This window comes from Sphingobium sp. AS12, assembly GCF_019097845.1.
Taxonomy (GTDB): Bacteria; Pseudomonadota; Alphaproteobacteria; order Sphingomonadales; family Sphingomonadaceae; genus Sphingobium.
In genome coordinates this window covers 127,222-148,220 of the sequence record NZ_JAHRGM010000035.1, presented here as the reverse complement: position 1 = coordinate 148,220, position 20,999 = coordinate 127,222, and the positions used below count along the sequence as shown (strand labels likewise).

At 62.9% G+C, this 20,999-nt stretch carries 20 protein-coding genes, 2 tRNA genes and 1 riboswitch; of the genes, 10 read left to right on the top strand and 12 right to left on the bottom strand.

Translation table 11 applies throughout. The features are described 5' to 3' along the window. Positions 1–118: 118 nt before the first annotated feature. The 3 genes from KRZ98_RS13940 to KRZ98_RS13930 form a co-directional block, all read right to left on the bottom strand. The gene (locus KRZ98_RS13940) at positions 119–928 is read right to left on the bottom strand and encodes an undecaprenyl-diphosphate phosphatase (protein WP_217674082.1); all 810 of its coding nucleotides are present in this window, start codon (positions 926–928) and stop codon (positions 119–121) included. A 46-nt stretch (positions 929–974) separates the two neighbouring features. Beyond that, complete coding sequence (locus KRZ98_RS13935; protein ID WP_217674081.1) at positions 975–1,901, bottom strand: complex I NDUFA9 subunit family protein; 927 nt, start codon at positions 1,899–1,901, stop codon at positions 975–977. A 76-nt stretch (positions 1,902–1,977) separates the two neighbouring features. Beyond that, entirely contained in the window at positions 1,978–2,556 is a 579-nt protein-coding gene (locus tag KRZ98_RS13930; protein WP_217674080.1) for a TMEM165/GDT1 family protein, read from the bottom strand. A 46-nt stretch (positions 2,557–2,602) separates the two neighbouring features. Next, positions 2,603–2,765: riboswitch (yybP-ykoY riboswitch) on the bottom strand. 33 nt (positions 2,766–2,798) lie between these two features. On the opposite strand from KRZ98_RS13930, the gene KRZ98_RS13925 reads away from it, so the two are divergent. Both KRZ98_RS13925 and KRZ98_RS13920 read left to right on the top strand, forming a co-directional pair. Continuing rightward, on the top strand, positions 2,799–3,215 hold the full coding sequence (locus KRZ98_RS13925; protein ID WP_217674079.1) for a DUF1801 domain-containing protein: 417 nt from the start codon (positions 2,799–2,801) through the stop codon (positions 3,213–3,215). Next, positions 3,212–4,789 (top strand): amidase, encoded by a 1,578-nt coding sequence (locus KRZ98_RS13920; protein ID WP_217674078.1) that lies wholly within the window; start codon positions 3,212–3,214, stop codon positions 4,787–4,789. Before KRZ98_RS13925 ends, KRZ98_RS13920 begins: the two co-directional genes overlap by 4 nt. Here KRZ98_RS13920 and KRZ98_RS13915 read toward each other — a convergent pair. The 4 genes from KRZ98_RS13915 to yajC are packed head-to-tail and all read right to left on the bottom strand — an operon-like array spanning position 4,786 to position 8,131. Next, positions 4,786–5,127, bottom strand: coding sequence for an Mth938-like domain-containing protein (locus KRZ98_RS13915; RefSeq protein ID WP_217674396.1), 342 nt, complete (start codon positions 5,125–5,127; stop codon positions 4,786–4,788). The genes KRZ98_RS13920 and KRZ98_RS13915 overlap by 4 nt on opposite strands. A 56-nt stretch (positions 5,128–5,183) precedes the next feature. Then, positions 5,184–6,167 carry a protein translocase subunit SecF gene (secF, locus tag KRZ98_RS13910; protein WP_217674077.1) on the bottom strand — a complete coding sequence of 328 codons (984 nt, stop codon included), beginning with the start codon at positions 6,165–6,167 and terminating at the stop codon, positions 5,184–5,186. 21 nt (positions 6,168–6,188) lie between these two features. Further along, positions 6,189–7,787 (bottom strand): protein translocase subunit SecD, encoded by a 1,599-nt coding sequence (gene secD / locus KRZ98_RS13905; RefSeq protein WP_217674076.1) that lies wholly within the window; start codon positions 7,785–7,787, stop codon positions 6,189–6,191. 8 nt (positions 7,788–7,795) lie between these two features. Then, entirely contained in the window at positions 7,796–8,131 is a 336-nt protein-coding gene (gene yajC / locus KRZ98_RS13900) for a preprotein translocase subunit YajC (RefSeq protein ID WP_119743427.1), read from the bottom strand. 202 nt (positions 8,132–8,333) lie between these two features. Here yajC and KRZ98_RS13895 point away from each other — a divergent pair. The 3 genes from KRZ98_RS13895 to KRZ98_RS13885 all read left to right on the top strand — a co-directional run bounded on the left by KRZ98_RS13895 (position 8,334) and on the right by KRZ98_RS13885 (position 9,643). Continuing rightward, positions 8,334–8,410: transfer RNA gene (locus KRZ98_RS13895), tRNA-Pro, on the top strand. Between the two features lie 648 nt (positions 8,411–9,058). Further along, positions 9,059–9,439, top strand: a complete 381-nt coding sequence (locus KRZ98_RS13890) for an ArdC-like ssDNA-binding domain-containing protein (protein WP_217674075.1) — start codon at positions 9,059–9,061, stop codon at positions 9,437–9,439. A 12-nt stretch (positions 9,440–9,451) separates the two neighbouring features. Next, positions 9,452–9,643: a hypothetical protein gene (locus tag KRZ98_RS13885; RefSeq protein WP_217674074.1), complete on the top strand. Its 192-nt coding sequence runs from the start codon at positions 9,452–9,454 to the stop codon at positions 9,641–9,643. A 63-nt stretch (positions 9,644–9,706) separates the two neighbouring features. On the opposite strand, the gene KRZ98_RS13880 is transcribed toward KRZ98_RS13885, so the two are convergent. Beyond that, complete coding sequence (locus KRZ98_RS13880) at positions 9,707–10,189, bottom strand: PilZ domain-containing protein (RefSeq protein WP_254798422.1); 483 nt, start codon at positions 10,187–10,189, stop codon at positions 9,707–9,709. A 335-nt stretch (positions 10,190–10,524) separates the two neighbouring features. Here KRZ98_RS13880 and KRZ98_RS13875 point away from each other — a divergent pair, with 335 nt between their 5' ends. Continuing rightward, the gene (locus tag KRZ98_RS13875) at positions 10,525–10,935 is read left to right on the top strand and encodes a hypothetical protein (RefSeq protein ID WP_217674073.1); all 411 of its coding nucleotides are present in this window, start codon (positions 10,525–10,527) and stop codon (positions 10,933–10,935) included. A 382-nt stretch (positions 10,936–11,317) separates the two neighbouring features. On the opposite strand, the gene KRZ98_RS13870 is transcribed toward KRZ98_RS13875, so the two are convergent. Next, a complete protein-coding gene (locus KRZ98_RS13870; RefSeq protein ID WP_217674072.1) occupies positions 11,318–12,118 on the bottom strand; it encodes a LuxR family transcriptional regulator in 801 nt (266 codons plus the stop codon). A 507-nt stretch (positions 12,119–12,625) separates the two neighbouring features. Continuing rightward, positions 12,626–12,700 (bottom strand) — tRNA-Gly (locus KRZ98_RS13865). 361 nt (positions 12,701–13,061) lie between these two features. Here KRZ98_RS13865 and paoA point away from each other — a divergent pair. From paoA to KRZ98_RS13845, 4 genes are all read left to right on the top strand, one after another. Further along, entirely contained in the window at positions 13,062–13,697 is a 636-nt protein-coding gene (gene paoA, locus KRZ98_RS13860) for an aldehyde dehydrogenase iron-sulfur subunit PaoA (RefSeq protein WP_217674071.1), read from the top strand. Continuing rightward, a complete protein-coding gene (locus KRZ98_RS13855; protein WP_217674070.1) occupies positions 13,694–14,650 on the top strand; it encodes a xanthine dehydrogenase family protein subunit M in 957 nt (318 codons plus the stop codon). The genes paoA and KRZ98_RS13855 overlap by 4 nt, the downstream gene beginning before the upstream one ends. After that, entirely contained in the window at positions 14,647–16,854 is a 2,208-nt protein-coding gene (gene paoC / locus KRZ98_RS13850; RefSeq protein WP_217674069.1) for an aldehyde oxidoreductase molybdenum-binding subunit PaoC, read from the top strand. Before KRZ98_RS13855 ends, paoC begins: the two co-directional genes overlap by 4 nt. Positions 16,855–16,933: 79 nt before the next feature. Continuing rightward, complete coding sequence (locus KRZ98_RS13845) at positions 16,934–19,243, top strand: TonB-dependent receptor (protein ID WP_217674068.1); 2,310 nt, start codon at positions 16,934–16,936, stop codon at positions 19,241–19,243. On the opposite strand, the gene KRZ98_RS13840 is transcribed toward KRZ98_RS13845, so the two are convergent. Together KRZ98_RS13840 and KRZ98_RS13835 are read right to left on the bottom strand one after the other, a co-directional pair. Continuing rightward, positions 19,227–20,177 (bottom strand): quinoprotein relay system zinc metallohydrolase 1, encoded by a 951-nt coding sequence (locus tag KRZ98_RS13840; RefSeq protein WP_217674067.1) that lies wholly within the window; start codon positions 20,175–20,177, stop codon positions 19,227–19,229. The genes KRZ98_RS13845 and KRZ98_RS13840 overlap by 17 nt on opposite strands. Further along, on the bottom strand, positions 20,174–20,971 hold the full coding sequence (locus KRZ98_RS13835; protein ID WP_217674066.1) for a quinoprotein dehydrogenase-associated SoxYZ-like carrier: 798 nt from the start codon (positions 20,969–20,971) through the stop codon (positions 20,174–20,176). Before KRZ98_RS13835 ends, KRZ98_RS13840 begins: the two co-directional genes overlap by 4 nt. Positions 20,972–20,999 lie beyond the last annotated feature (28 nt).

Below are 20,999 nucleotides of genomic sequence, written 5' to 3'. Positions count from 1 at the left end.
CACGGAGTCACGCGGATTCTGCATTATAGGTCAGCATGACTGACTAATTATTGACCCATATAAGATCTATTTGCGAAACAATCGCAAAAACTTACCCTATAAATAGACCGTTTCGGCCCTATCTTGTCCCCAGCCACACTAAGGCCGCGATTCCGGCAACGATTCGATACCAGGCGAAGGGCGCGAATCCATGTTTCGACACCAGTCCGACGAACCAGCGGATCACCAGCAGCGCGACGATGAACGACACGACAAAGCCCAGTGCGATACTGTCCCAACCGACCGCCGCGCTGGTGATCTGATCGCCCTTCTTGATCAGTTCCAGCGCCGTCGCCCCCAGCATGGTGGGGATGGCGAGGAAGAAGCTGAACTCGGCCGCCGTGCGCCGCTCCACGCCCAGCATCAGCGCGCCCATGATCGTCGCACCGGACCGGCTGACACCGGGGATCATGGAGATACATTGGACAAGGCCGATGCCCACCACCCGGATGGCTGGAATATCGGCGATGCCGTGGAACCGCTGTTCCTTGACCGCCCGCTCGATCAACAGGATTGCGACGCCGCCGACGATCAAGGCCCAGGCGACGACCTGCGGCGCGCCCAGTAAAATCTCGATATAGTCGTGGAGCGCTAGGCCGATAATGGCGGAAGGGATGAAGGCGATCAGCAGATTGCGCAGGAACCGCCAGCTTACCGGCTCGCGCCGCAACAGCCCCATGCCGACCGCCCAGAAGGTGCGCCAGTAAAGGACGACAACCGCCAGGATTGCGCCCAGCTGGATGACGACATTGAACATCGCCCAGGTCGACGCATCATAGCCCAGCAATTCGCTCGCGAGAATGAGATGTCCGGTCGAGGATACCGGCAGAAATTCGGTCAGCCCTTCGACAATACCTAGGAGGATAACGGTCAGATAATGCAGGTCCATGCGCCTCTTTCCTAATCCCTCCCCTGCAAGGGGAGGATCATTACAGTCAGGCGCTCACCCGACCGGCGAAGCGGCCATGTTTGCGGTAGCGGACCATCCATTTGTCGGCGACCCCGGCCATCGGCGTGGCGACGACGCCCAGCGCATCCAGCCCTTTGGCCCCCGGTGCCACGACATTGTCGCGCCCCAGCATCGCCAGCTGATCGCTGGTGATCGGCCCGCCCGGCAGCATGGCCAACAGTTTCGCCGCGGCGTGCGGTACATCGACCAGCGGCTTGTTACGCCCGGTCGCCGTAGCGATCCACTGATTGATATCCGTCATGCCCTGCACCTGCGGCCCGCCCAGTTCATAGGTCTGGCCGCCATGGACGCCCGGCTGCTCGGCGGCGTTGGCGATCGCCTGTGCCACATCGGCGACATAGACAGGCTGGAATTTCGTTGCCCCACCAATGACCGGCACGACCGGCAGCATGGCGATGATCTGCGCAAAGCGATTGAGGAACTGGTCCTCCGCGCCGAAGATGATCGACGGACGGATGATGGTGGCGGTGGGGAAGGCCACCTTGACCGCGGCTTCACCCGCTGCCTTCGACCGACCATAGGCCGACGGGCTATCGGCATCCGCGCCGATCGCCGACATATGCACCAGTGCGCCCACGCCAGCATCCGCCGCCGCCTTGGCGACATTGGCCGCGCCGCGATGGTGGAAGGCGTCGAAATCGCCCTTCAAAATGCCGACCAGATTGATGACGACATCGCTGCCCGACACTGCCCGCGCGACGTTGGCGGGGTTACGGATGTCGGCGGCGATGAATTGCACCTGGCCAAGCCCGCCCAGGGGCTTGACCCGCAGCGCGGTGGACGGATCACGCTGCGCGATCCGCACCCGTGCGCCACGCGCCAGCAGCGCCTGCGCCACCTGACGACCGACAAAGCCGCCGCCGCCGAATATCGTAACTAGATAGTCTTTCATCACCTGACCCACGTTCGTCTGAGAAGGAATATGCTGCCCATTCCCTTGCCCCAGCCGCGTCGCGCTGACAACCAATTTACCCGATCCAGCCCGCCAGATCGGCGATCATCCACAGCCCCAGCAGCAGGAACAGCAAGGCCGCCCCGACCTGCAACTCGCGCATCGGCACTTTTTTCGCCAGCGCCTCGCCAAACAGCACGGCGGGCACATTGGCCAGTATCATGCCCAGCGTCGTTCCCATCGTCACCGCGACCAGATTGTCGAACCGTGCGCCCAGCGCGATCGTCGCCACCTGCGTCTTGTCGCCCATCTCGACCAGGAAGAAGGCGACCAATGTGGTCACGAACACGCCTGCCTTCGACGGCGCTTTCAACGGCGCATCCTCGTCGATCTTGTCAGGCACCAACGTCCAGGCGGCCATGGCAATGAAGCTCAGGGCCACGGCATAGCGGAACCAGTCCTGCGTCAGCACGCCCGCGATCGAATGGCCCAGCAGCGCGGCAAGGAAATGATTGGCGATCGTCGCGACCAATATGCCAAGGATGATCGGCACGGGTTTGCGAAAGCGCGTCGCCAGCAGCATCGCCAGCAATTGCGTCTTGTCCCCCATTTCGGCAAGGGCAACGAGCGCAGCGGAGGTGAAAAGGGCTTCCATCAGATAATGTCCGGGGCCGGGCGGAAGTGATAGACGCAATGCCACCGTCGCTCCCCGCCCGGCCGGACAGAAAAGCGCCGATGCCATTGGTCTCGCCTTACGCAGATTGTTCTGCGTCCCCCATGCCATGGCCTCTCGGCCAAATATGTTGACATAAGGCCCGTTCCTTTTGCGTTGGAACGGCTGGCTACTCCCCAGATGACGCGCTAGCCTCTACGCGGTGTACGTGGGGATGACAAGCTATGGGTAAGGACAGCAACAAGACGATCGAGACGGATAGCGACGTAGCGGTGTTCCTCGCCGCGGTCGAACCGTCCGAACGGCGCGAGGATGGGGAAAAGCTCGTTGCGCTGATGCAAGCGGTGTCGGGGGAGCCGCCAAGGCTGTGGGGCTCCTCGATCATCGGCTTTGGCCGCTATCATTATCGCTATGACAGCGGCCGTGAAGGCGACGCTTCCCGTATCGCCTTTTCCCCGCGCAAGGCGGAACTGGTCCTTTATCTGGCGGGCATATCGGATGAGGATTGCGTGCCGCTAGGCAAGCACAAGCGCGGCAAGGGCTGCCTCTATATCAAGCGGCTGTCGGGTATCGACATGGCGGTGCTGGAGGCGCTGATCGTTCAAAGCTGGAACCATATGGAAAGCGCCTATCCTGCATGATCCGTTTCGCATGCATCCTTGCCGCCTTGCTCTGGACCTTACCGGTCGCCGCGCAGGCGGTAGAGGATGCGACGATTACGACATTGTCCGCCGATCTCGCCGCCGGGCGAACCAGCAGCGAAGCAACAGTGCGCGCGCTGCTCAAGCGCATTGCGGCGATGGATCGGAAGGGGCCGAGGCTCAACAGCATCATCGCCCTCAACCCCGATGCGATCGCACAGGCAAGGGTGCTGGACACGGAGCGGCGCGCGGGGCGCATCCGCGGGCCGCTGCATGGCGTGCCGATCCTGCTCAAGGATAATATCGAGGCGGCCGGGATGTCGACTACGGCGGGATCGCTGGCGCTGGCGCGCAACGCGCCGGGACGGGATTCGCCAGTCGCCGCTGCCTTGAAGGCAAAGGGCGCGATCATATTGGGCAAGACCAACCTGTCCGAATGGGCCAATTTCCGTTCCGAACGCTCGATGAGCGGCTGGAGTGCGATGGGCGGCCTGACCCGCAATCCCTATGCACTGGACCGCACAACCTGCGGATCGTCCAGCGGATCGGGCGCTGCGGTTGCTGCCGGTTTCGCGCCCGGTGCGATCGGCAGCGAAACCAACGGGTCGATCATCTGCCCGGCATCAATGATGGGGCTTGTCGGGCTGAAACCGACCATCGGCCTGATTCCGCGCAGCCATATCGTCCCGATCAGTCATAGCCAGGATACAGCAGGGCCGATGACCCGCACCGTGCGCGATGCCGCCATCCTGCTGTCGGCGCTGATCGCCAGCGATCCGACCGATCCTGTGACGGCCAACGCCATGGCCCATGCCCGCGATTATGCCGCTGCGCTCGACCCGTCTGCCATTGCCAAAATGCGGATCGGCGTGCTGCGCAACGGGGCGCAGCCGGATTTGCTGGCCCGTTATGATGCCGCGCTGGCCGTGCTGAAAGGGTTGGGCGCGACATTGGTGGAAGTGAAGAAACCGCCGATGGAGGGCATGTCGGCCGCCAGTTACGACGTGCTGCAATATGAGTTTAAGGCGGACCTTAACGCCTATCTCGCCTCCACCCGACCGGATCAGGTGGAAAGCCGGACGCTGGCCGACCTGATCGCCTTCAACGCGGCGCACCCGGCGCAGGAAATGCCGCTGTTCGGGCAGGAGATTTTCGCCCTGTCGCAAGCCAAGAAGGGACTGGACGATCCGGCCTACACAGCCGCGCGCGAAAAGTCGCTGCGGCTGGCGGGGGCGCAAGGGATCGACGCCATGTTGGCCGCCGACCGGCTCGATCTGCTGGTGACGATCAGTTACGGTCCGGCCTGGCCATCCGACACGGTGTGGGGCGATCAATATGAGGGGCCGAGCGGATCGACCGGCCCGGCGGCGATTGCCGGCTATCCGCACCTGACCGTGCCGATGGGGCTGGTGCGCGGGCTGCCGGTGGGTTTGAGCTTCATCGGCGCACCCTATAAGGAGCAGCGATTGCTCGACGCAGGCTATGCCTATGAGCAGGCGGCGAACCTGAAGCTGAAGCCCGATTTCCGGGCGACGGTCGATATCGGCCCGGAACTGGAGGGCATTGGCCGCTAAAGCGGCAGCAGCGCGGCGACGATCCACCGTTCTTCCGCGCGCAGCACACCCCAGGCGCGGGCTGCGGCGCGGCTGTCCATCGCCTCTACGCCGATCCCCAGCGCCTCGACCGCGCGGACGAAGGCGCGAGGTGGCTGGCGCAATCCCGCGCCGGTGCCGAGCAGCAGAAATTCGGGCCGCGGGTCGCCGTCGAACAGATCGCCCAGCACGCCGAGCGTCAGCGCGTCGATGGCGGGCGCATCGTCCCACGCCATCGCGCGGACCGGGCTGAGCAGCAGGCCGGTCGGAAACACATCGTCCCGTACCCGAAAGCCGCGTCCCTGGAAGCCGGTGACGATCGGACCCTGGCCGCTATCGTCGCGACGCAGCTCGATGCCGATGCGCTTGTCGCCGCTCAGGGTTGCGCTCCGTCGCGCGGGCCAACCCGTTCCGCCTGCGCGGCGATGTTGGTCTTGCTCGCCTTCTTCTCCGACGACATGGGCGTCAGGCCCAGCGAGATCAGCAGCGAGGAGGAGACATAGACCGACGAGTAAGTGCCCACGATAATGCCCAGCATCATCGCCGCGGTGAAGCCACGCAGCACATGGCCGCCAAACAGCAGCAGGGCGCCCAGCGCCAGCATGATAGTCACCGACGTCATCACCGTGCGTGGCAGCGTTTCGTTGACGGAAAGGTCGATCAGCGCCTTCATGTCCATCTTGCGATATTTACGCATATTTTCGCGGATACGGTCGTCGATCACCATCTTGTCGTTGATCGAATAGCCCACGATGGTCAGCACGGCCGCAACGATGTTGAGGTCGAACTCCAGCTGCGTCACCGCAAAAAAGCCCAGCGTCATCAGCACGTCATGGACGATCGCGACGAAGGTGGAGACGCCGAACTGCCATTCGTAGCGGAACCAGCTGAACACCGCGATGCCCAGGATCGCCAGCACGACGGCCAGCACGCCATTCTGGATCAGCTCACCCGATACTTTGCCCGACACTGTGTCGTAGCGCGAGAAGGTAACGCCGGGAAATTGCGCGGTCATCGCTTTGCGGGTCTTTTCGACCACGGCATTGGCCGCGCCAGCACCGCCCTGTTCGGGCAAGGGCAGTCGGATCTGCACCGTCTTGGGATCGCCGAACTGCTGGAGCGAGCTTTCGCCCACGCCCAGCGTGCCGATGGTCGCGCGGACCTTGTCGGTTTCCACATTCTGCGGAAATTTCGCCTCGATCATCAGGCCGCCGACAAAATCGACGCCCATGTTGAGACCCTTATAGGCCGTCGCGCTAACCGCCAGCACCGTCAGCAAGGCGGTGAGCGCAAACGCCCATTTCCGCATCGCGACGAAGCCGATATTGGTATTGTCGGGGACCAGTTTCAGAAGTTTCATGGGTGTGTCCTCCCGCCCCTCTTAAATGGTGATGTCAGTCGGCCGGGTGCGGCGCACCCAGTTGGCGACGACCATGCGGGTGAAGGTGACGGCGGTGAACACGCTGGTCGCAATGCCGATCAGCAGCACGATGGCAAAGCCCTTGACCGGGCCCGAGCCGAGCGCGAGCATGATGCCGCCGGCAATGGCGTGGGTCACGTTCGCCTCGAAAATCGTGCGGCTCGCTTCCTTATAGCCATGTTCGATCGACTGGACGACATTGCGCCCGCGTCGCCGTTCCTCACGAATGCGCTCGTAGATCAGCACGTTGGCGTCCACCGCCGTGCCGATGGTCAGCACGAAGCCGGCAATACCGGGCAGCGTCAGGGTCGCGCCTAACATGCCCATCACGCCCAATATGACCGCGACGTTGATGGCGACCGCCAGATTGGCATACATGCCGAAACGGCCGTAGCTCACGAACATGAAGATCGCGACCGCGACCACCGCGATGATCGACGCGATCAGGCCCGCGCGGATCGAATCGGCGCCCAGCCCCGGACCGACCGTGCGTTCCTCCACCACCGTCAGCGCCACCGGCAGCTTGCCCGATCGCAGCGCGATCGCCAGCTGGTTGGCGCTTTCGACGGTGAAATTGCCGCTGATCTGCGCGCTGCCGCCCAGGATCGGCTCATTGATATTGGGGGCGGACAGCACCTTGCCGTCCAGGATGATGGCGAAGGGACGGTTGACGTTCTGCGACGTCACCTGCCCGAATTTGCGCCCGCCAGAGCCATTGAAGCGAATGTTAACGATCGCCTGGTTGCTCTGGTCATAGCCCTGCGTCGCGTCGGTCAGATCCTCGCCCGACACCATCACCTGCCGCTTGACCGCGATCAGCGGCACGCCCGATGGATTGTCGGGATAGGGCAGCACTTCGCTGCCCACCGGCGCGCGACCCTGCGCCACTTCGGCGGGGTTGGCGGTGAAATCGACCAGCTTGAATTCCAGCTTCGCGGTCTGGCCCAGCAGATCCTTCAGCGCCTTGGGGTCTTGCAGGCCCGGCACCTGCACGACGATGCGATTATCACCCTGCTGCTGGATCGTGGGTTCGCGCGTGCCCATCTCGTCGATGCGCTTGCGGATGACTTCGGTCGCGACTTCCATCGCGCTCTTGACCGCATTGTTGATGCCCGCCTCGGTCGGCGTGATGACGATTGTGGAGCTGTTGACCACCTCGACATTGAAATCGCGCTGGCCGGTGAGGCCCGCCCCTTGCGTCAGCGGACGGACGCGCTCGACGGCCGCATCCACCTGCGACGGATCGCGCACCATGAAGCTCAGCTTCCCATCACGGCTGGAGATGTCGCCGATCGCGATCCGGGGATCAGCCCGGCGCAATTCGGTGCGAACCTGCTCCTCCATATTGGTCAGCCGCTGCTTGGCGACATCCTGCGTGCTGGCTTCCAGCAGCAAATGGCTGCCACCCGACAGGTCGAGGCCCAGATTCACGCGGGTCTGCATGAATCCCGGCAGCCGGTTGACGACCGAATCCGGCAGGAAGCTGGGGACGGCGCACAGCACGCCGATCGCCAGTGGCAGGATGATCGCAAAGATCGTCCAGCGCGAAAAGTTCAGCATCTTTGGGCTCAGTCGTTCGCGGGCTTGGCGGTGGTCGGGTCGAGCACGTCGGTCAGGGTCGACTTGACCGCCTTCACCTTCATACCCGGCGCGATTTCGACTTCGGCGTAAATTTCGTCCACGCGCATGACCTTGCCCAGCAGGCCGCCACCGGTGATAACCTGATCGCCCTTCTTCACCGCGTCGATCTTGGCCTTATGTGCCTTCATGCGCTTTTGCTGCGGACGGATCAGTAGGAAATAGAATACCACGAAGATCAGGACTAGCGGGGCCATCTGCACCAATATGCCGCTGCCGGATGCTGGCCCGCCCGCAGTCTGGGCAAAGGCTGTCGATATGAACATGGGTGGGACTTTCCTGAAGCAGGTCGCGCCTTGGTTTCTGTCGGCCGCAGGACGCATACAACGCCCACGGATCAAGCCGCGGCGGCTACCACAGATGCAGGCGGGGAGGCAATATGATTAGGGCGATGTGCAGCACGCCCAAAAGAGCCGCATTGAATCCCTTGCAACTTCCGCAATGTGCCTCTATTGGCCGCCCTCCGGTCGGGACGTAGCGCAGCCTGGTAGCGCATCACACTGGGGGTGTGGGGGTCGGAGGTTCGAATCCTCTCGTCCCGACCAAATTGCCAAGCATTTGCAATGGGTTACACGGGTAGCGAAAGCTGCCCGTTTCCATAAGTGTGCCACTGATAAGCAGACCATCAGTTGCCTCGCTGAATCGCCACCCCTCACAGCAACGCCCCGCACCCAAGGGCACGAGGCGTTGCACAGCGTTAGGGGCGAAGAAGGCGCGTCCCCCGCTGGTGCGGTCGTTGGATTGGCGGGGAACGCACCGCTATGCCGCAGCGTGGCGACGTTTATGCCACGCAACCTCATCAAGTTAATCTCGTCGCGCGCTCCCGGCACCCGCTGTTGCCCTCATTCCCGCACAGTCGGAGCCGGACAACATCCTCGCTAAAGAATGGCTTCCCGCATCGCAGGCAGTGGGACCAGCCTATCTTCCTGACCACGCGAGGCGGTGTTATATCGGCGTCCCGCACGGCCTCCCGGCGCTTGCATCCATCGAATGGCCAGTCCTTCGGGATAATCATGCCTTGCAGGTCCGCCCCTTCCCGCGCCGGGAACGCGAATGTGTCCTTCGGCGCATAGGTGATCTTGGGCTTGGCTGACGGCGGTGCGGGCGCTGGTGCCGGTTGCGGCTGACGCTGCTGGTGCCGCCAGGGGTCATGCGCGGCATGACCCCTGGCGGATTGGAAGGGAGTAAAAGCAATGAACCAGAACACCGGCAAGCAAGACCCTCACAGCCGTATCACTGGCCGCATCTTGGCCGAACTTGAGCAAGGCACCCGCCCTTGGCTGAAACCGTGGAGCGGAGGCGACATGGCCACGTCTGGGCAGGCTCGCCCCTTGCGCGCTACCAGCCAGCTCTATCGCGGGATCAACGTGCTTCTTTTGTGGATCGAGGCGCAGGCGTCCGGCTTCGTCAGCCCGTCATGGATGACATACAAACAGGCGCAAGCCTTGGGCGTCCAGGTTCGCAAAGGGGAGCATGGTGCGACCGTGGCCTATTATGGCGACCGCACCAGGACCGTGCATGACGATGTCAGCGGGGAGGGTCGGGAACAGGGCTTCCGTTTCCTGAAGACCTAATCCGCATTCAACGTGGCGCAGATCGACGGCTTGCCCGAACGGTTCCATATCATGCCGGAGCCTGCGCCGGAGGTGGAGCGCATCGAAGCCGCCGAGGCATTCTTTGCCAGCATCCCCGCAACCGTGAACCACGGCAGTGACAAGGCATATTACAGCCCGTCAATCATAATATCCTCCGTCACGGTTGGCCGAGCTTGGGGCTGAAGCCAGAATCCGACTGAAGTCGGAGGGGTTTCTCCTCATGGAGGACTCTAATCGACCTCGATCCTAAATGAGAGAAATGGCCGCCACGATCAGCAGCCACATGGTGAGTGCCGCGCCAGCGATAATCGCCAGTTTTTGGAGCGGACTTAGCACCGCGGCTTCCGCGGACAATTCCGAATCGTCCTTTTGCGCGACTTTCGCAGGGCCAGCCTGATATTGGAAGTTTTCCTGGATGACGGAACTGTCGAAGCGGAGAATCGTGCCGAGTTCTGCGGGATTGAGCGGCTGAACGAAGATACAACCGGCGGTCGCGCCTTCGACGCGGACGACCTGCAACGCCCGGATCCCCACCCCCGGCACGCCGATAGTCATCGCCTGATCGGGCAGGACTTCGAAAGGCAATTGCAGTCGAAAGCCGGTGAGCGAGATATCCTCGATCTGGACGTCGAACGGCCTATCGTCGTCATCGCGCAGGGTCGAAGCGCGATCCAGCTGCATTCGCTGCGCGCCGCGATTGTCGCTGTATAGGGTCGCTCGAACTGACATTAGCGGGCTCCATAGCCGGGGACCGCAATTTGGACGCATTGGCCTAAGATATCGTAAACGGCCAATTGAGAATCGGGCGTTATGCGGTTCGATTCTCGGCAGTGCCGTGCCGGGCGGCTGCCAGCGACAAAGCCTGTGTCCAGAGCATGTGGCCGGTAATCGACGGGGCAGCGGGGCAAATGGCTCACCCCTCTGATCTGCCCCCCGCTGAGTGGCCCAGAGACTATGATAGTCTGGACCACGAAAGGGACATTGAATGCCGAGCAAGAAGCACAAGCCGGAAGAGAGCCTGGGAGCATATCAATATCCTGTCCCGAAGCCTCGACGTATTGGTCTTGCGCGGGGGCGCTTCCGTCACCACCCTGATCTGCGAGGATCTCGCGCGCAGCGACCCCTGCCAGGAGCTCGTCCGCGGGATCGGCCCCAATTTCGTCGTCGCCTTGCTGATGGACGGCCCCCAGCTTCGCAGCAGATGGCCGGCGCGCTATGGAACGGTGCTTGCGGACGATCCGGGATCCTCGGTGCTGACGGTGACGTCGCTTGGACCGATTCAGCGATCCAACGAGACCGGTGCGTTTCCGCCTGCGAATCAGATCGCTCTGTTTCAGGACGATACCCGCAAGATGGCCGAGATTCAGATACCCATATACGCCCAGGCCATGTGCCTCATCCTACAGTCCACCAAGCTCTACGAGCGAACGCTCGATGGCCGAACCGACGACGGTTCTCCCGGCCATGGCGGATGAGCGCCATCGTTCCGGTCGCGCTCGCTCAAAATCAGATAAACAAAGACATTCTGGCGGGCCGCTGGCCCAGGGCAGAAGATTAGTTCAAGCGCCTTCGTCTTCGGCTTCTTCATTGGCCATCTGCTCACCTAGAGCGATCGCGGCGTCAGACATCGATTCGCGCAGCACATCCAGCGCGACCTCATTCTGTTCAAGCTACCATTGCCATATTCGAACATCGAACCGCCTCGTGAATATTCAATATCATAGATAGTGACATCAGGTCGATGATTATCCGATGTCCCTTCCATATGGGAGCCCAGCATGGGCAGAGGAAGATAGGTCGATCCATGAATTTTGGGGAGGTCGGCGCTTCCCGCTAATAGTGCCGACTTTCTTGCCCTCATATATTCGCTGCTTGCCGATCATCTACTCCAGCGTTGCCCTTGCTGCCGCCTTTGCCGCCGCCGCCGCCGCCATAGCGTTCGCGCGCGAATTTGAGATGCTGGATCACGGTTTCCTTGGAGATGCCCAATATGTCGGCAATCTCCCCGTCAGTATTTCCACGGGCGGCCCATAGCACGCAGTCGCGTTGGCGCTCCGTGATCGCGGAATCCCCAGACAGGGTCGTGCGGCCCAAAAGGCGTTGTCCGCGTTCGAACGCGAGCCCGCCGATGAGTTGCGCCGTCCAGATCTGATCGCGAGGCAGCGGCTCGTCGGCTCGGGTGACAAATGTACAGGATCCACTGACTTCGCCAGGGATGTGCGAAGGGACCGTAAAACCTTCGCCAAGCCCATGAGCTTGTCCGGCAGCGAGTACCGCGCGATCGGCGGGCGTCAGTGTTAGAAATCGTGGAATGGTGAGCCAAGCAAAGCCCAGATGGGTGCGGTGGCTGGCCCGTCGGATAGGATCGCGCGGCCCCAGGTCCCTGTCCACATAATAGGCGGCCCAGCCGCGCGGATAATTGTGGATTTGAAGAGGTTGCTCTTGTGGCATCCTCAGATCGATGTGCTCAGCCAACGCGAAATAGTCGAAACCCATTTCCCGCGCGATCCTCGCCAGGAATTCGTAGAGCATGTGCATATCCGATGCTTCTGCTAACGCAGAGGCAAGGGCATCCAACCGTCGATAACGACCCATGATAGTAGCATAATCGACCGCAAGGGCGTTCCCAACCCGCAGGTCTCGCGATTCGCCTTTCACATTCTATGCGCTCCCCGATCGTCCTCACAACGATCAGTGAAACGAGATGAGCGGACAGTTTATGGCTTTTTCGCATTGTGACAATTGCATGACGGTCATTTGGGATTGCCAACCGTGCATGCTGATGTGTCTACACACAGCTGGACCGAAGGCTCGATACACAGGTGGTCGATTTCAGGTTGGTTCACTGCCAGCTAGCCTCGGATAGCCGCACATCCGCTTCTCGCCATGGCATGAGGTGCCGATACGATCACTGCCAGTCAGCCACTGACCAAAACCCGCCTCTTACCTTTTGTAACGCAGCAGCGAGCCTTAACGCCCACCAGTTTGAATCATCGTCGAGTGCGAAATGCCAACGGCAACCCAGCTACGCCACCCAACGCCAAGGACCGCTACAGTTACAAATTCGGTGGAGACAATGTGGAGACAGGGACCAATTGAAGGAGCTTTGTCTCCAACTTTTCGATCGCATCGCGCCCCAGAAACCATTGATTTTTCTATGATTTCTGGAGCGGGCGAAGGGATTCGAACCCTCGACCCCAACCTTGGCAAGGTTGTGCTCTACCCCTGAGCTACGCCCGCTCGGCGCTTGATGGAGACGCTGTCCCCGTCGGGTGAGGCGGGCAACTAGCAGCGCTTTTCGGGATGGGCAAGGGGAGAATTGCCAAGACCGTGAAATTCCTTCCGGCCCCTTCAAGGATGGCGGCTTCGCGGGGCTTTGCGCCTACCGCGCCCGATGGCCGTGGCAACTGCGTCGCCGCGAAACCGCTATTGCGGCCGATTGGGTGATTCGCGTCGTACAAAAATGCCTGCGTGGCATTTTGCAACTTTGCGTGCCGGGTCATTCTGTTAATCTTGCCATCCGATCCCATATTTCGACCAAGCGGCGGATCATTTGTCGCGTCCCTTCGTATGACAGACCGAACAGGAGGAAGCACCCGCCATGCCGTCCGATCATCTCACGCGCCGCTCCCTATTGCAGGGTAGCGCGGCGATCGCCGCAGCGGCACCCGCGCTGGCGCCCGCCGGTGCCGCCGCCGCACGGCCGACAGCCAAGGAAGGAACCGGGATGATCCCCGTGGAATTGACCGTGAACGGGCGCGAGGTGCATCTGCAGCTTGACCCTCGCACCACCCTGCTCGACGCGCTGCGTGAGCATCTGCATCTGACCGGAACCAAGAAAGGCTGCGACCAGGGCCAGTGCGGTGCCTGCACCGTCATCGTCGAGGGACGGCGGATCAATAGCTGCCTGACGCTGGCGGTCATGCATGATGGTGACAAGGTGACGACGATTGAGGGATTGGGCACGCCCGACAAGCTTCACCCGATGCAGCGCGCCTTCATCACCCATGACGGCTATCAGTGCGGATATTGCACGCCCGGGCAGATCTGCTCGGCGGTCGCGGTGCTGGACGAGATTGCAGCGGGCATCCCCAGCCATGTCACGCCTGATCTGGACAAGGTATCGCTATCCGACAGCGAACTGCGTGAGCGGATGAGCGGCAATATCTGCCGCTGCGCCGCCTATCCCAACATCATCGCCGCCATGAACGATGTGGCCGGGGAGACGAAGGCATGAAGTCCTTTACCTACAGCCGCGCGACCAGTGTCGCGGATGCCGCCAAAACCGCGGCCTCGACGCAGGGGGCGCGCTTCATTGCAGGCGGCACCAATTTGCTCGACCTGATGAAGCTCCAGATCGAAACGCCGACCCATCTGATTGACGTCAATCATCTGGGTCTCGATCGGATAGAGCCGACGCCGGAGGGCGGCCTGCGTATCGGCGCACTGGTCCGCAATACCGATCTCGCCGCCGACAAGGTCGTGCGCCGCGACTATGGCGTGCTGAGCCGCGCGCTGCTGGCGGGTGCATCGGGGCAATTGCGTAACAAGGCGACCACGGCGGGCAATCTGCTCCAGCGCGCCCGTTGCCCCTATTTTTATGACACCAACATGCCGTGCAACAAGCGCAAGCCGGGTAGCGGCTGCGGCGCGATCGGCGGGATCAGTCGCAGCCTGGCGATATTGGGGGTGAGCGATGCCTGCATCGCCCAGCATCCCAGCGACATGGCGGTGGCGATGCGGCTGCTGGATGCGCAGGTCGATACAGTCGGCGCGGACGGCGTGGCGCGTGCCATACCGATTGTCGATTTCCATATGTTGCCCGGTGACACCCCCCATGTCGAAACCGCGCTGAAAAGCGGCGAGATCATCACGTCGGTTACCCTGCCCAAGCCGATCGGCGGCACCCATGTCTATCGCAAGGTGCGCGACCGCGCGTCCTACGCCTTTGCGCTGGTGTCGGTGGCGGCAGTGTTCGGCAAGGATGGCGGCAGCCGCTTCGCCTTAGGCGGGATCGGGGCCAAGCCATGGCGGACGCCAGCGGCAGACGCTGCCGCATCTTCAGGGGCCAAAGCGGTAGCGGAAGCAGCGCTGAACGGTGCGCGAACGACCCATCATAATGATTTCAAAAAGACGCTGGTCGAACGGACATTGGCGTCGCTCTATCGCCACAAGGAGGCCCGGTCGTGAAATTCGATACGCCCGCCATCACAAATCCCATCGACAAGGGTCGGGTCATCGGCGTCGCCCATGACCGGATCGATGGCCCGGCCAAGGTCACGGGCAGCGCGCCCTATGCCTATGAACGGCATGATGCGGCACCCAATGCCGCCTATGGCTGGATCGTCGGATCAGCGATCGCCAAGGGGACGATCGCGGCCATGGACCTGCGCGCTGCCGAAGCGGCGCCCGGCGTGCTGGGCATCGTCACCCATGCCAATGCCGGGAAACTGGGCAAGGGCAATTATAACACCGCCCCGCTGCTCGGCGGCCCGGCGATCAAGCATTATGATCAGGCGCTGGCATTGGTTATCGCCAATACGTTTGAAAATGCGCGCGCCGCCGCTAAGCTGGTGCGGATTGACTATGCGCCGCAGGACGGAAAGTTCGATCTGGCCGCCGAACAGGATAACGCCGTCAAACCGCCAGACGGTGGCTTCAGCGGAGCCGCCGACAGCGCCGTTGGCGATTTTGACGGAGCCTTTGCCAAGGCCGCCGTCAGGATCGACCAGCGCTACACCACCCCCGACCATAGCCATGCCATGCTGGAACCGCACGCCACCACGGCGGCATGGAACGGTGAAAAGCTGACGCTATGGACCGCGAACCAGATGATTGCCTGGAGCGTGGGGGAAGTCGCCAAGACGCTGGGCATCCCCAAGGCCAATGTCCGGCTGGTATCGCCCTATATTGGCGGTGGCTTCGGGGCCAAGCTGTTCCTGCGCGCCGACGCGCTGCTCGCGGCATTGGGAGCGAAACAAATCGGGCGGCCGGTCAAGGTCGCGATCGCCCGCAGCCAGATACCCAACAACACCACCCATCGCCCCGCGACGATCCAGCGGATCCGCATCGGCGCGGACAAGAATGGGGTGATCGACGCCATAGGTCATGAAGTCTGGTCGGGCGATCTACCTGGTGGCGGCACCGAGACGGCTGCGATGCAGACGCGACTGCTCTATGGTGGCGCGCACCGGATGACCGCGCACCGGCTTGCGACACTCGATCTGCCTGAAGGCAATGCCATGCGTGCGCCGGGCGAGGCGGTCGGCCTGTTAGCGTTGGAAGTGGCGATGGACGAGTTGGCGGAAGCCTGCGGCGTCGATCCGGTCGAACTGCGTATCCGCAACGATGTGCAATATGATCCCGAAGCCGGGGCGCAGCGCCCCTATTCCAGCCGCAAGCTGGTGGAGTGTCTGCGTGCGGGCGCCGACCGGTTCGGCTGGAGCAAGCGTAATGCAAAGCCCGGCAAGGTCCGCGATGGCCGCTGGCTGGTCGGCATGGGTGTGGCAAGCGCCTTCCGCAACAATCTGGTCGGCAAATCCGGCGCACGGATAGGGGTGGATGCCACGGGCAAGGTCATCGTCGAAACCGACATGACCGACATCGGCACCGGCAGCTATACCATCATCGGCCAGACGGCAGCGGAAATGCTGGGCGTGTCGCTGGATGACATCATCGTGCGGCTGGGCGACAGCCGCTTCCCCGCATCGGCTGGCTCTGGCGGGCAATGGGGCGCAAACAGTTCCACTGCGGGCGTCTATGCCGCCGCTATGGCGCTGCGAGCAAAGCTTGCGGAGAAAGCGGGCTATCCGATTGATCAGGCGCAGTTTGACGACGGGCTGGTGAAAATGGGCAACCAGTCGCAGACGCTCGCCGCTCTGGCGGGAAGCGAGGGGCTGTGGGCGCAGGACAGTATCGAGTTTGGCGACCTCGACAAACGCTATGTCCAGGCGACGTTCGGCGCGCATTTTTGCGAGGTCGGGGTGGATATCGACACGGCCGAGGTCCGCATTCGCCGCATGGGCGGCGCGTTCGCCGCGGGGCGCATCCTCAACCCCAAGTCCGCGCGCAGCCAGGTGATTGGCGCGATGACCATGGGGGCAGGATCGGCATTGATGGAGGCGCTGGAGGTCGACACACGCTTTGGCCTGTTCATCAATCATGACATGGCCGAATATGCGGTGCCTGTTCATGCCGATATACCGGAGCAGGATGTGCTGTTCATCGACGAGTTGGACGATAAAAGCTCGCCGATGAAGGCCAAGGGCGTGGGCGAGCTGGGCATTTGCGGTGCGGGCGCGGCGGTCGCCAATGCGATTTACAACGCCACCGGGCTGCGGCTGCGCGACTATCCGCTGACCATCGACAAATTGCTGAAAGCGCAAATGAGCTGACGCGCGACCGACCCAAGGTCTAATGGAGCACCGTCCGCCCGCCCCCTAGCCTTCTTCCCAAACATACAGGGAGGACGGCATGAAGGGCATCGCAACGCTGCTGGCAACCAGCGCGATGGCACTGTGTGGCGGGGTCGCGCGGGCGGACGATGTGGAGGCGGCGCGCCAGCCGATCATCGTCACTGCGCCAGGCGGCGGCATTGACAGCGACGATGGCCTGTCGCTGTCCGCTGCCGATATCGGCAAAGGTGGCAGCCCCGATCTGCTCGGCGCGCTGGTCCGCAACTTTGCGGGCGTCACCCTGCTGGACGCGCAGAATAACCCGTGGCAGCCCAATCTCGTCTATCGCGGCTTCGTCGCCTCGCCGCTTCAGGGGCAGGCGCAGGGAATCGCGGTCTATCTGGACGGCGCGCGCTTCAACCAGCCCTTTGGCGATACGATGCAGTTCGACTTGCTGCCCGAAGCGGCGATCGCCCGGATCAGCCTGCTCGACAAAAGCGCGGTCTATGGTCTCAATGCGCTCGGCGGGGCGCTGCTGATCGATACCAAGACAGGCGTAAGCGATCCGGGGCTGGACGCCAGCCTGTCGCGCGGCCGGTTCGGCATGACCGAAGCGAGCATCGCGGCCGGAGGCGCGCGTGGCGATGTCAGCGCCTTTGCTGCCTTCCAATATACACGCGACGATGGCTGGCGCGCCTTTTCGCCATCGACGCTGTATAATGGCTATCTCGATCTTGGCTTCGACACGGCTGGCGGCGGCCTGCACCTGAAACTGGTGGGGGCCGATACCAACCTGACCGGCAATGGCGTGTCGCCGGTGGAACTGCTCGCGGTCGATCGGCGGGCCGTGTTTACCTGGCCCGACAACAGCGCCAGCCGCTTTGGCCGGGTCAGCCTGCACCCATGGGTCGCACTGTCGGAAAGAACGCGGATCGAAGGGACGCTCTATGCCCAGAAGCTGACGCTACGGAGCGTCAACGGGGACGCTGCCGACATTGAAGGCTGCGAGGATGAGGATCAATCGGGTCTGCTCTGTTTGGAGACAGTGGGCGATGCAGACGGTGAGGAAGAACAGGCAGTTCTGACCGACGCGAACGGTGATCCGATCACCGACAGGCTGGGCGGTGAAGGCTATGGCGTCCTTAATCGCGGGCGCACCGCGACGCGGGCGATGGGCGCGCTGGTGCAGCTGATCGACCAGCGCGCTTTGGGTGCTGGCGACAATCATCTGGCGCTTGGCTTGAGTTACGACACAAGCCGCACCCGCTTCGACACGTCCACCGAGCTGGGCGCAATGACCGATGAGCGCAGCGTCGAAGGGCTGGGACCGATCATCATCCAGCCCGACGGCGCGATCGCGCCGGTAGGGCTGGTCGCCCATACCGATTACTGGGGTGTGTTCGTGCAGGACCGTCTGCCGATCAACCCGCGCCTGTCCGCCGAAATCGCGCTGCGCTACAACCAGGCGCGGGTTGTGTTGCAGGACCAGATCGGCACTGCGCTTAACGGTCGACACAAGTTCGAGAGGGTCAATCCCGGCATCGAGTTCGACTATCGCCTGTCCGATGCACTGGTGCTGCGCGCAGGCTATGCACAAAGCAACCGCGTGCCGACCCCGGCCGAACTGTCCTGCGCCGACGAAAATGCGCCGTGCAGCCTGACCAACTTCTTCATCGCTGATCCGCCATTAAAGCAGGTGGTCGCCAAAAGCTGGGAAGCGGGCGCTAAAGGCAAGGCGCAGCTTGGCGGCTTTGCGATCGACTGGCTGCTGTCGGCCTGGCGCACGGACAATCGCAACGACATTCAATATGTCGCGTCGGAAATTCGGGGCCGCGCCTATTTCCGCAATATCGGCAGCACAAGGCGGCAGGGCGTGGAAGCGACGCTCCGCGCGAGCCGGGGCGGCCTGAGCGCTGGCCTGAGCTATGCCTTCACCGACGCGACCTATCGCGCGCCGCTCAGCCTTTCCAGCCCGGCCAATCCGACATCCGACGAGGACGGTTTGATCGCGGTCGAACGCGGCGACCGCCTGCCCGGCATCGCCCGGCACAGCGCGACATTGAATCTGGATTATGCCGGGAGAGGCTGGACGGTCGGCGGCGATGTGATTGCGCGAACCGGCCAATATCTGGTCGGGGACGAGGGGAATGATACGCCGCGCCTCGCTGGCTACGCCATCGTCAACCTGCGCGCGAGCGTGGATCTGGTGCGCGGCGTCAGCCTGTTCGGCGAGGTCCGCAACGCCCTTGGCAGGCGCTACGCGACCTTCGGCACGTTCAGCGAAGTCGACGAAGTCGAACTGGAGGAGGTGCCGGACGCATCCAATCCCTGCGCCTATGGGCCGGGTGCGCCGCGCCGCTGGCAAGTGGGGGTCAGGGCGCGCTTTTGACGTCGATGCGCGGCAGCAGCGACGCTTCAAGGCCTGGATAAAGGTGCGAGACGCTGCGCTGCATTTCGTAGCGGGCAACGGCCATTTGGGCGAAACGGTCGGGAATCGGCAGATTGCCCGCCTCCACCATGTCGAGCCCATCGCGCACCGCTTGCGTCAATGCGCCCTCCAGCCAGTTAAGCCAGTCGCCGGTCTGGGCTATGGCTGCGATCCCGGCCGGATCGATCGGCCCATGGCCGGGCAGGAGAGCGCCATGGGGCAGTACCTGCAACTGGTCGAGGCTGGCGCGCCAGGCTGGAAGCACTGCGGTCGGCGTGCTGGGCGCACGATCGTTAAACACCAGATCACCACCCAGCAGCATACCGGTCCGCTCGTCCAGCAGCGCCAGATCCGCGCTACTATGGCCCGAGAGCGCAAGCAGGCGTAGCGCCCGCCCGCCAAAATCCTCCTGCGCCGTCATGATCGCCCGCCCCGGCAGGATCAGGTCGGTACCGCGCATCCAGTCGCCCAGCAACCGGTACATCCCATCGGCGTAGCCCTGCCCTTGCGCCGCCAGCGCGGCGATCGTGCCGGGTAGCGCAGCAACGATGGCCGGGTCGAAGGCGGCCAGCCCCATGCCATGATCGGGATGGAGATGGCTGACATAGACTCGCACGATGCGCGCGCCGGTCAGTCGCTCGGCCACCTGCCGCAGGGCGCGGGCATAGCGCAGCGATGGGCCGCATTCCCACAACACGGTTCCGGCAGGCGTTGCGATGATGGCGATATTGGCGATCGCCCCGCCATTACGGGACTCGATCGGCTCATCAGCGCCGCGGACCATCCAGATGCCATCGCCGATCACCACTGGCGTGATGACATAGTCCGCCGCGCGGGCGGGTGCAGCCGCCAGGCTCGCCATTCCGCCCAGCATGGCGCGGCGCGACAATATCATCGTCCACCTGGCATGGGGGACTGGCGCGCCGGCGTTAGCGCGGCGCGATAGTCGCGCCCGTTGGTATCACGCGCCGCAACGCGCAGCGTCGCATCTGCTGCGCTGTCCACCAACAGAGTGATTGCGGGATCTTCCGAGACGGATGCCCAAATGTCCATGTCCCCCAGCAGACGGCCGGCCCCGTCGATCACCGACAAGGCCTCCAGATGATAGGTGGCGATATTTTCCACAAGGCCAGTATCCATCGGATGCCGAAAACTTAGCCGCACCCGGCGTTGGCCGTTCGCCATCGGCCAGACTTCGCCGCGTATCTCGCCCAGATGATCGGCCCAGTCGCCCTTGACCCGGCTGACCGGCGGTGCGGAACATCCCCCGCCAGCGGCATCGACCCAGCCGCCTGACACCAGCCATTGTCCGCTGTCGAGTTGCACTGCGCCACGCACCGGGGTGCGCTGGTCCAGCTTGATCCGGGTCGCGATATAGGGCGCGGCATGGGCGGGGCGATAGTCGATCGCGACGGGTATGGGATTAAGATCCGCCAGCAGGATCATCCGCCTGACCCCCACAATGCCACGCGAGTCGATGACGACCGGAAAGGCGCGCTGGTTTTCCGCGATCATCGGAAAGGAGACGATCACCCGCGGATCGAAGCGCACCGGATCATCGCCGAATAGGGTGCGGGCATGGGCGCTCCACATCGGTGAACCCAACGGATCGGCAGGCGGTATGGCCCCGGCACTGGCAGGTGCCAGCATCAGCATGAGTGCGACCCAAAGCCTCGTTGGCCTGCGCATGACCTTCTCCCTTATGACAGGTCTAATC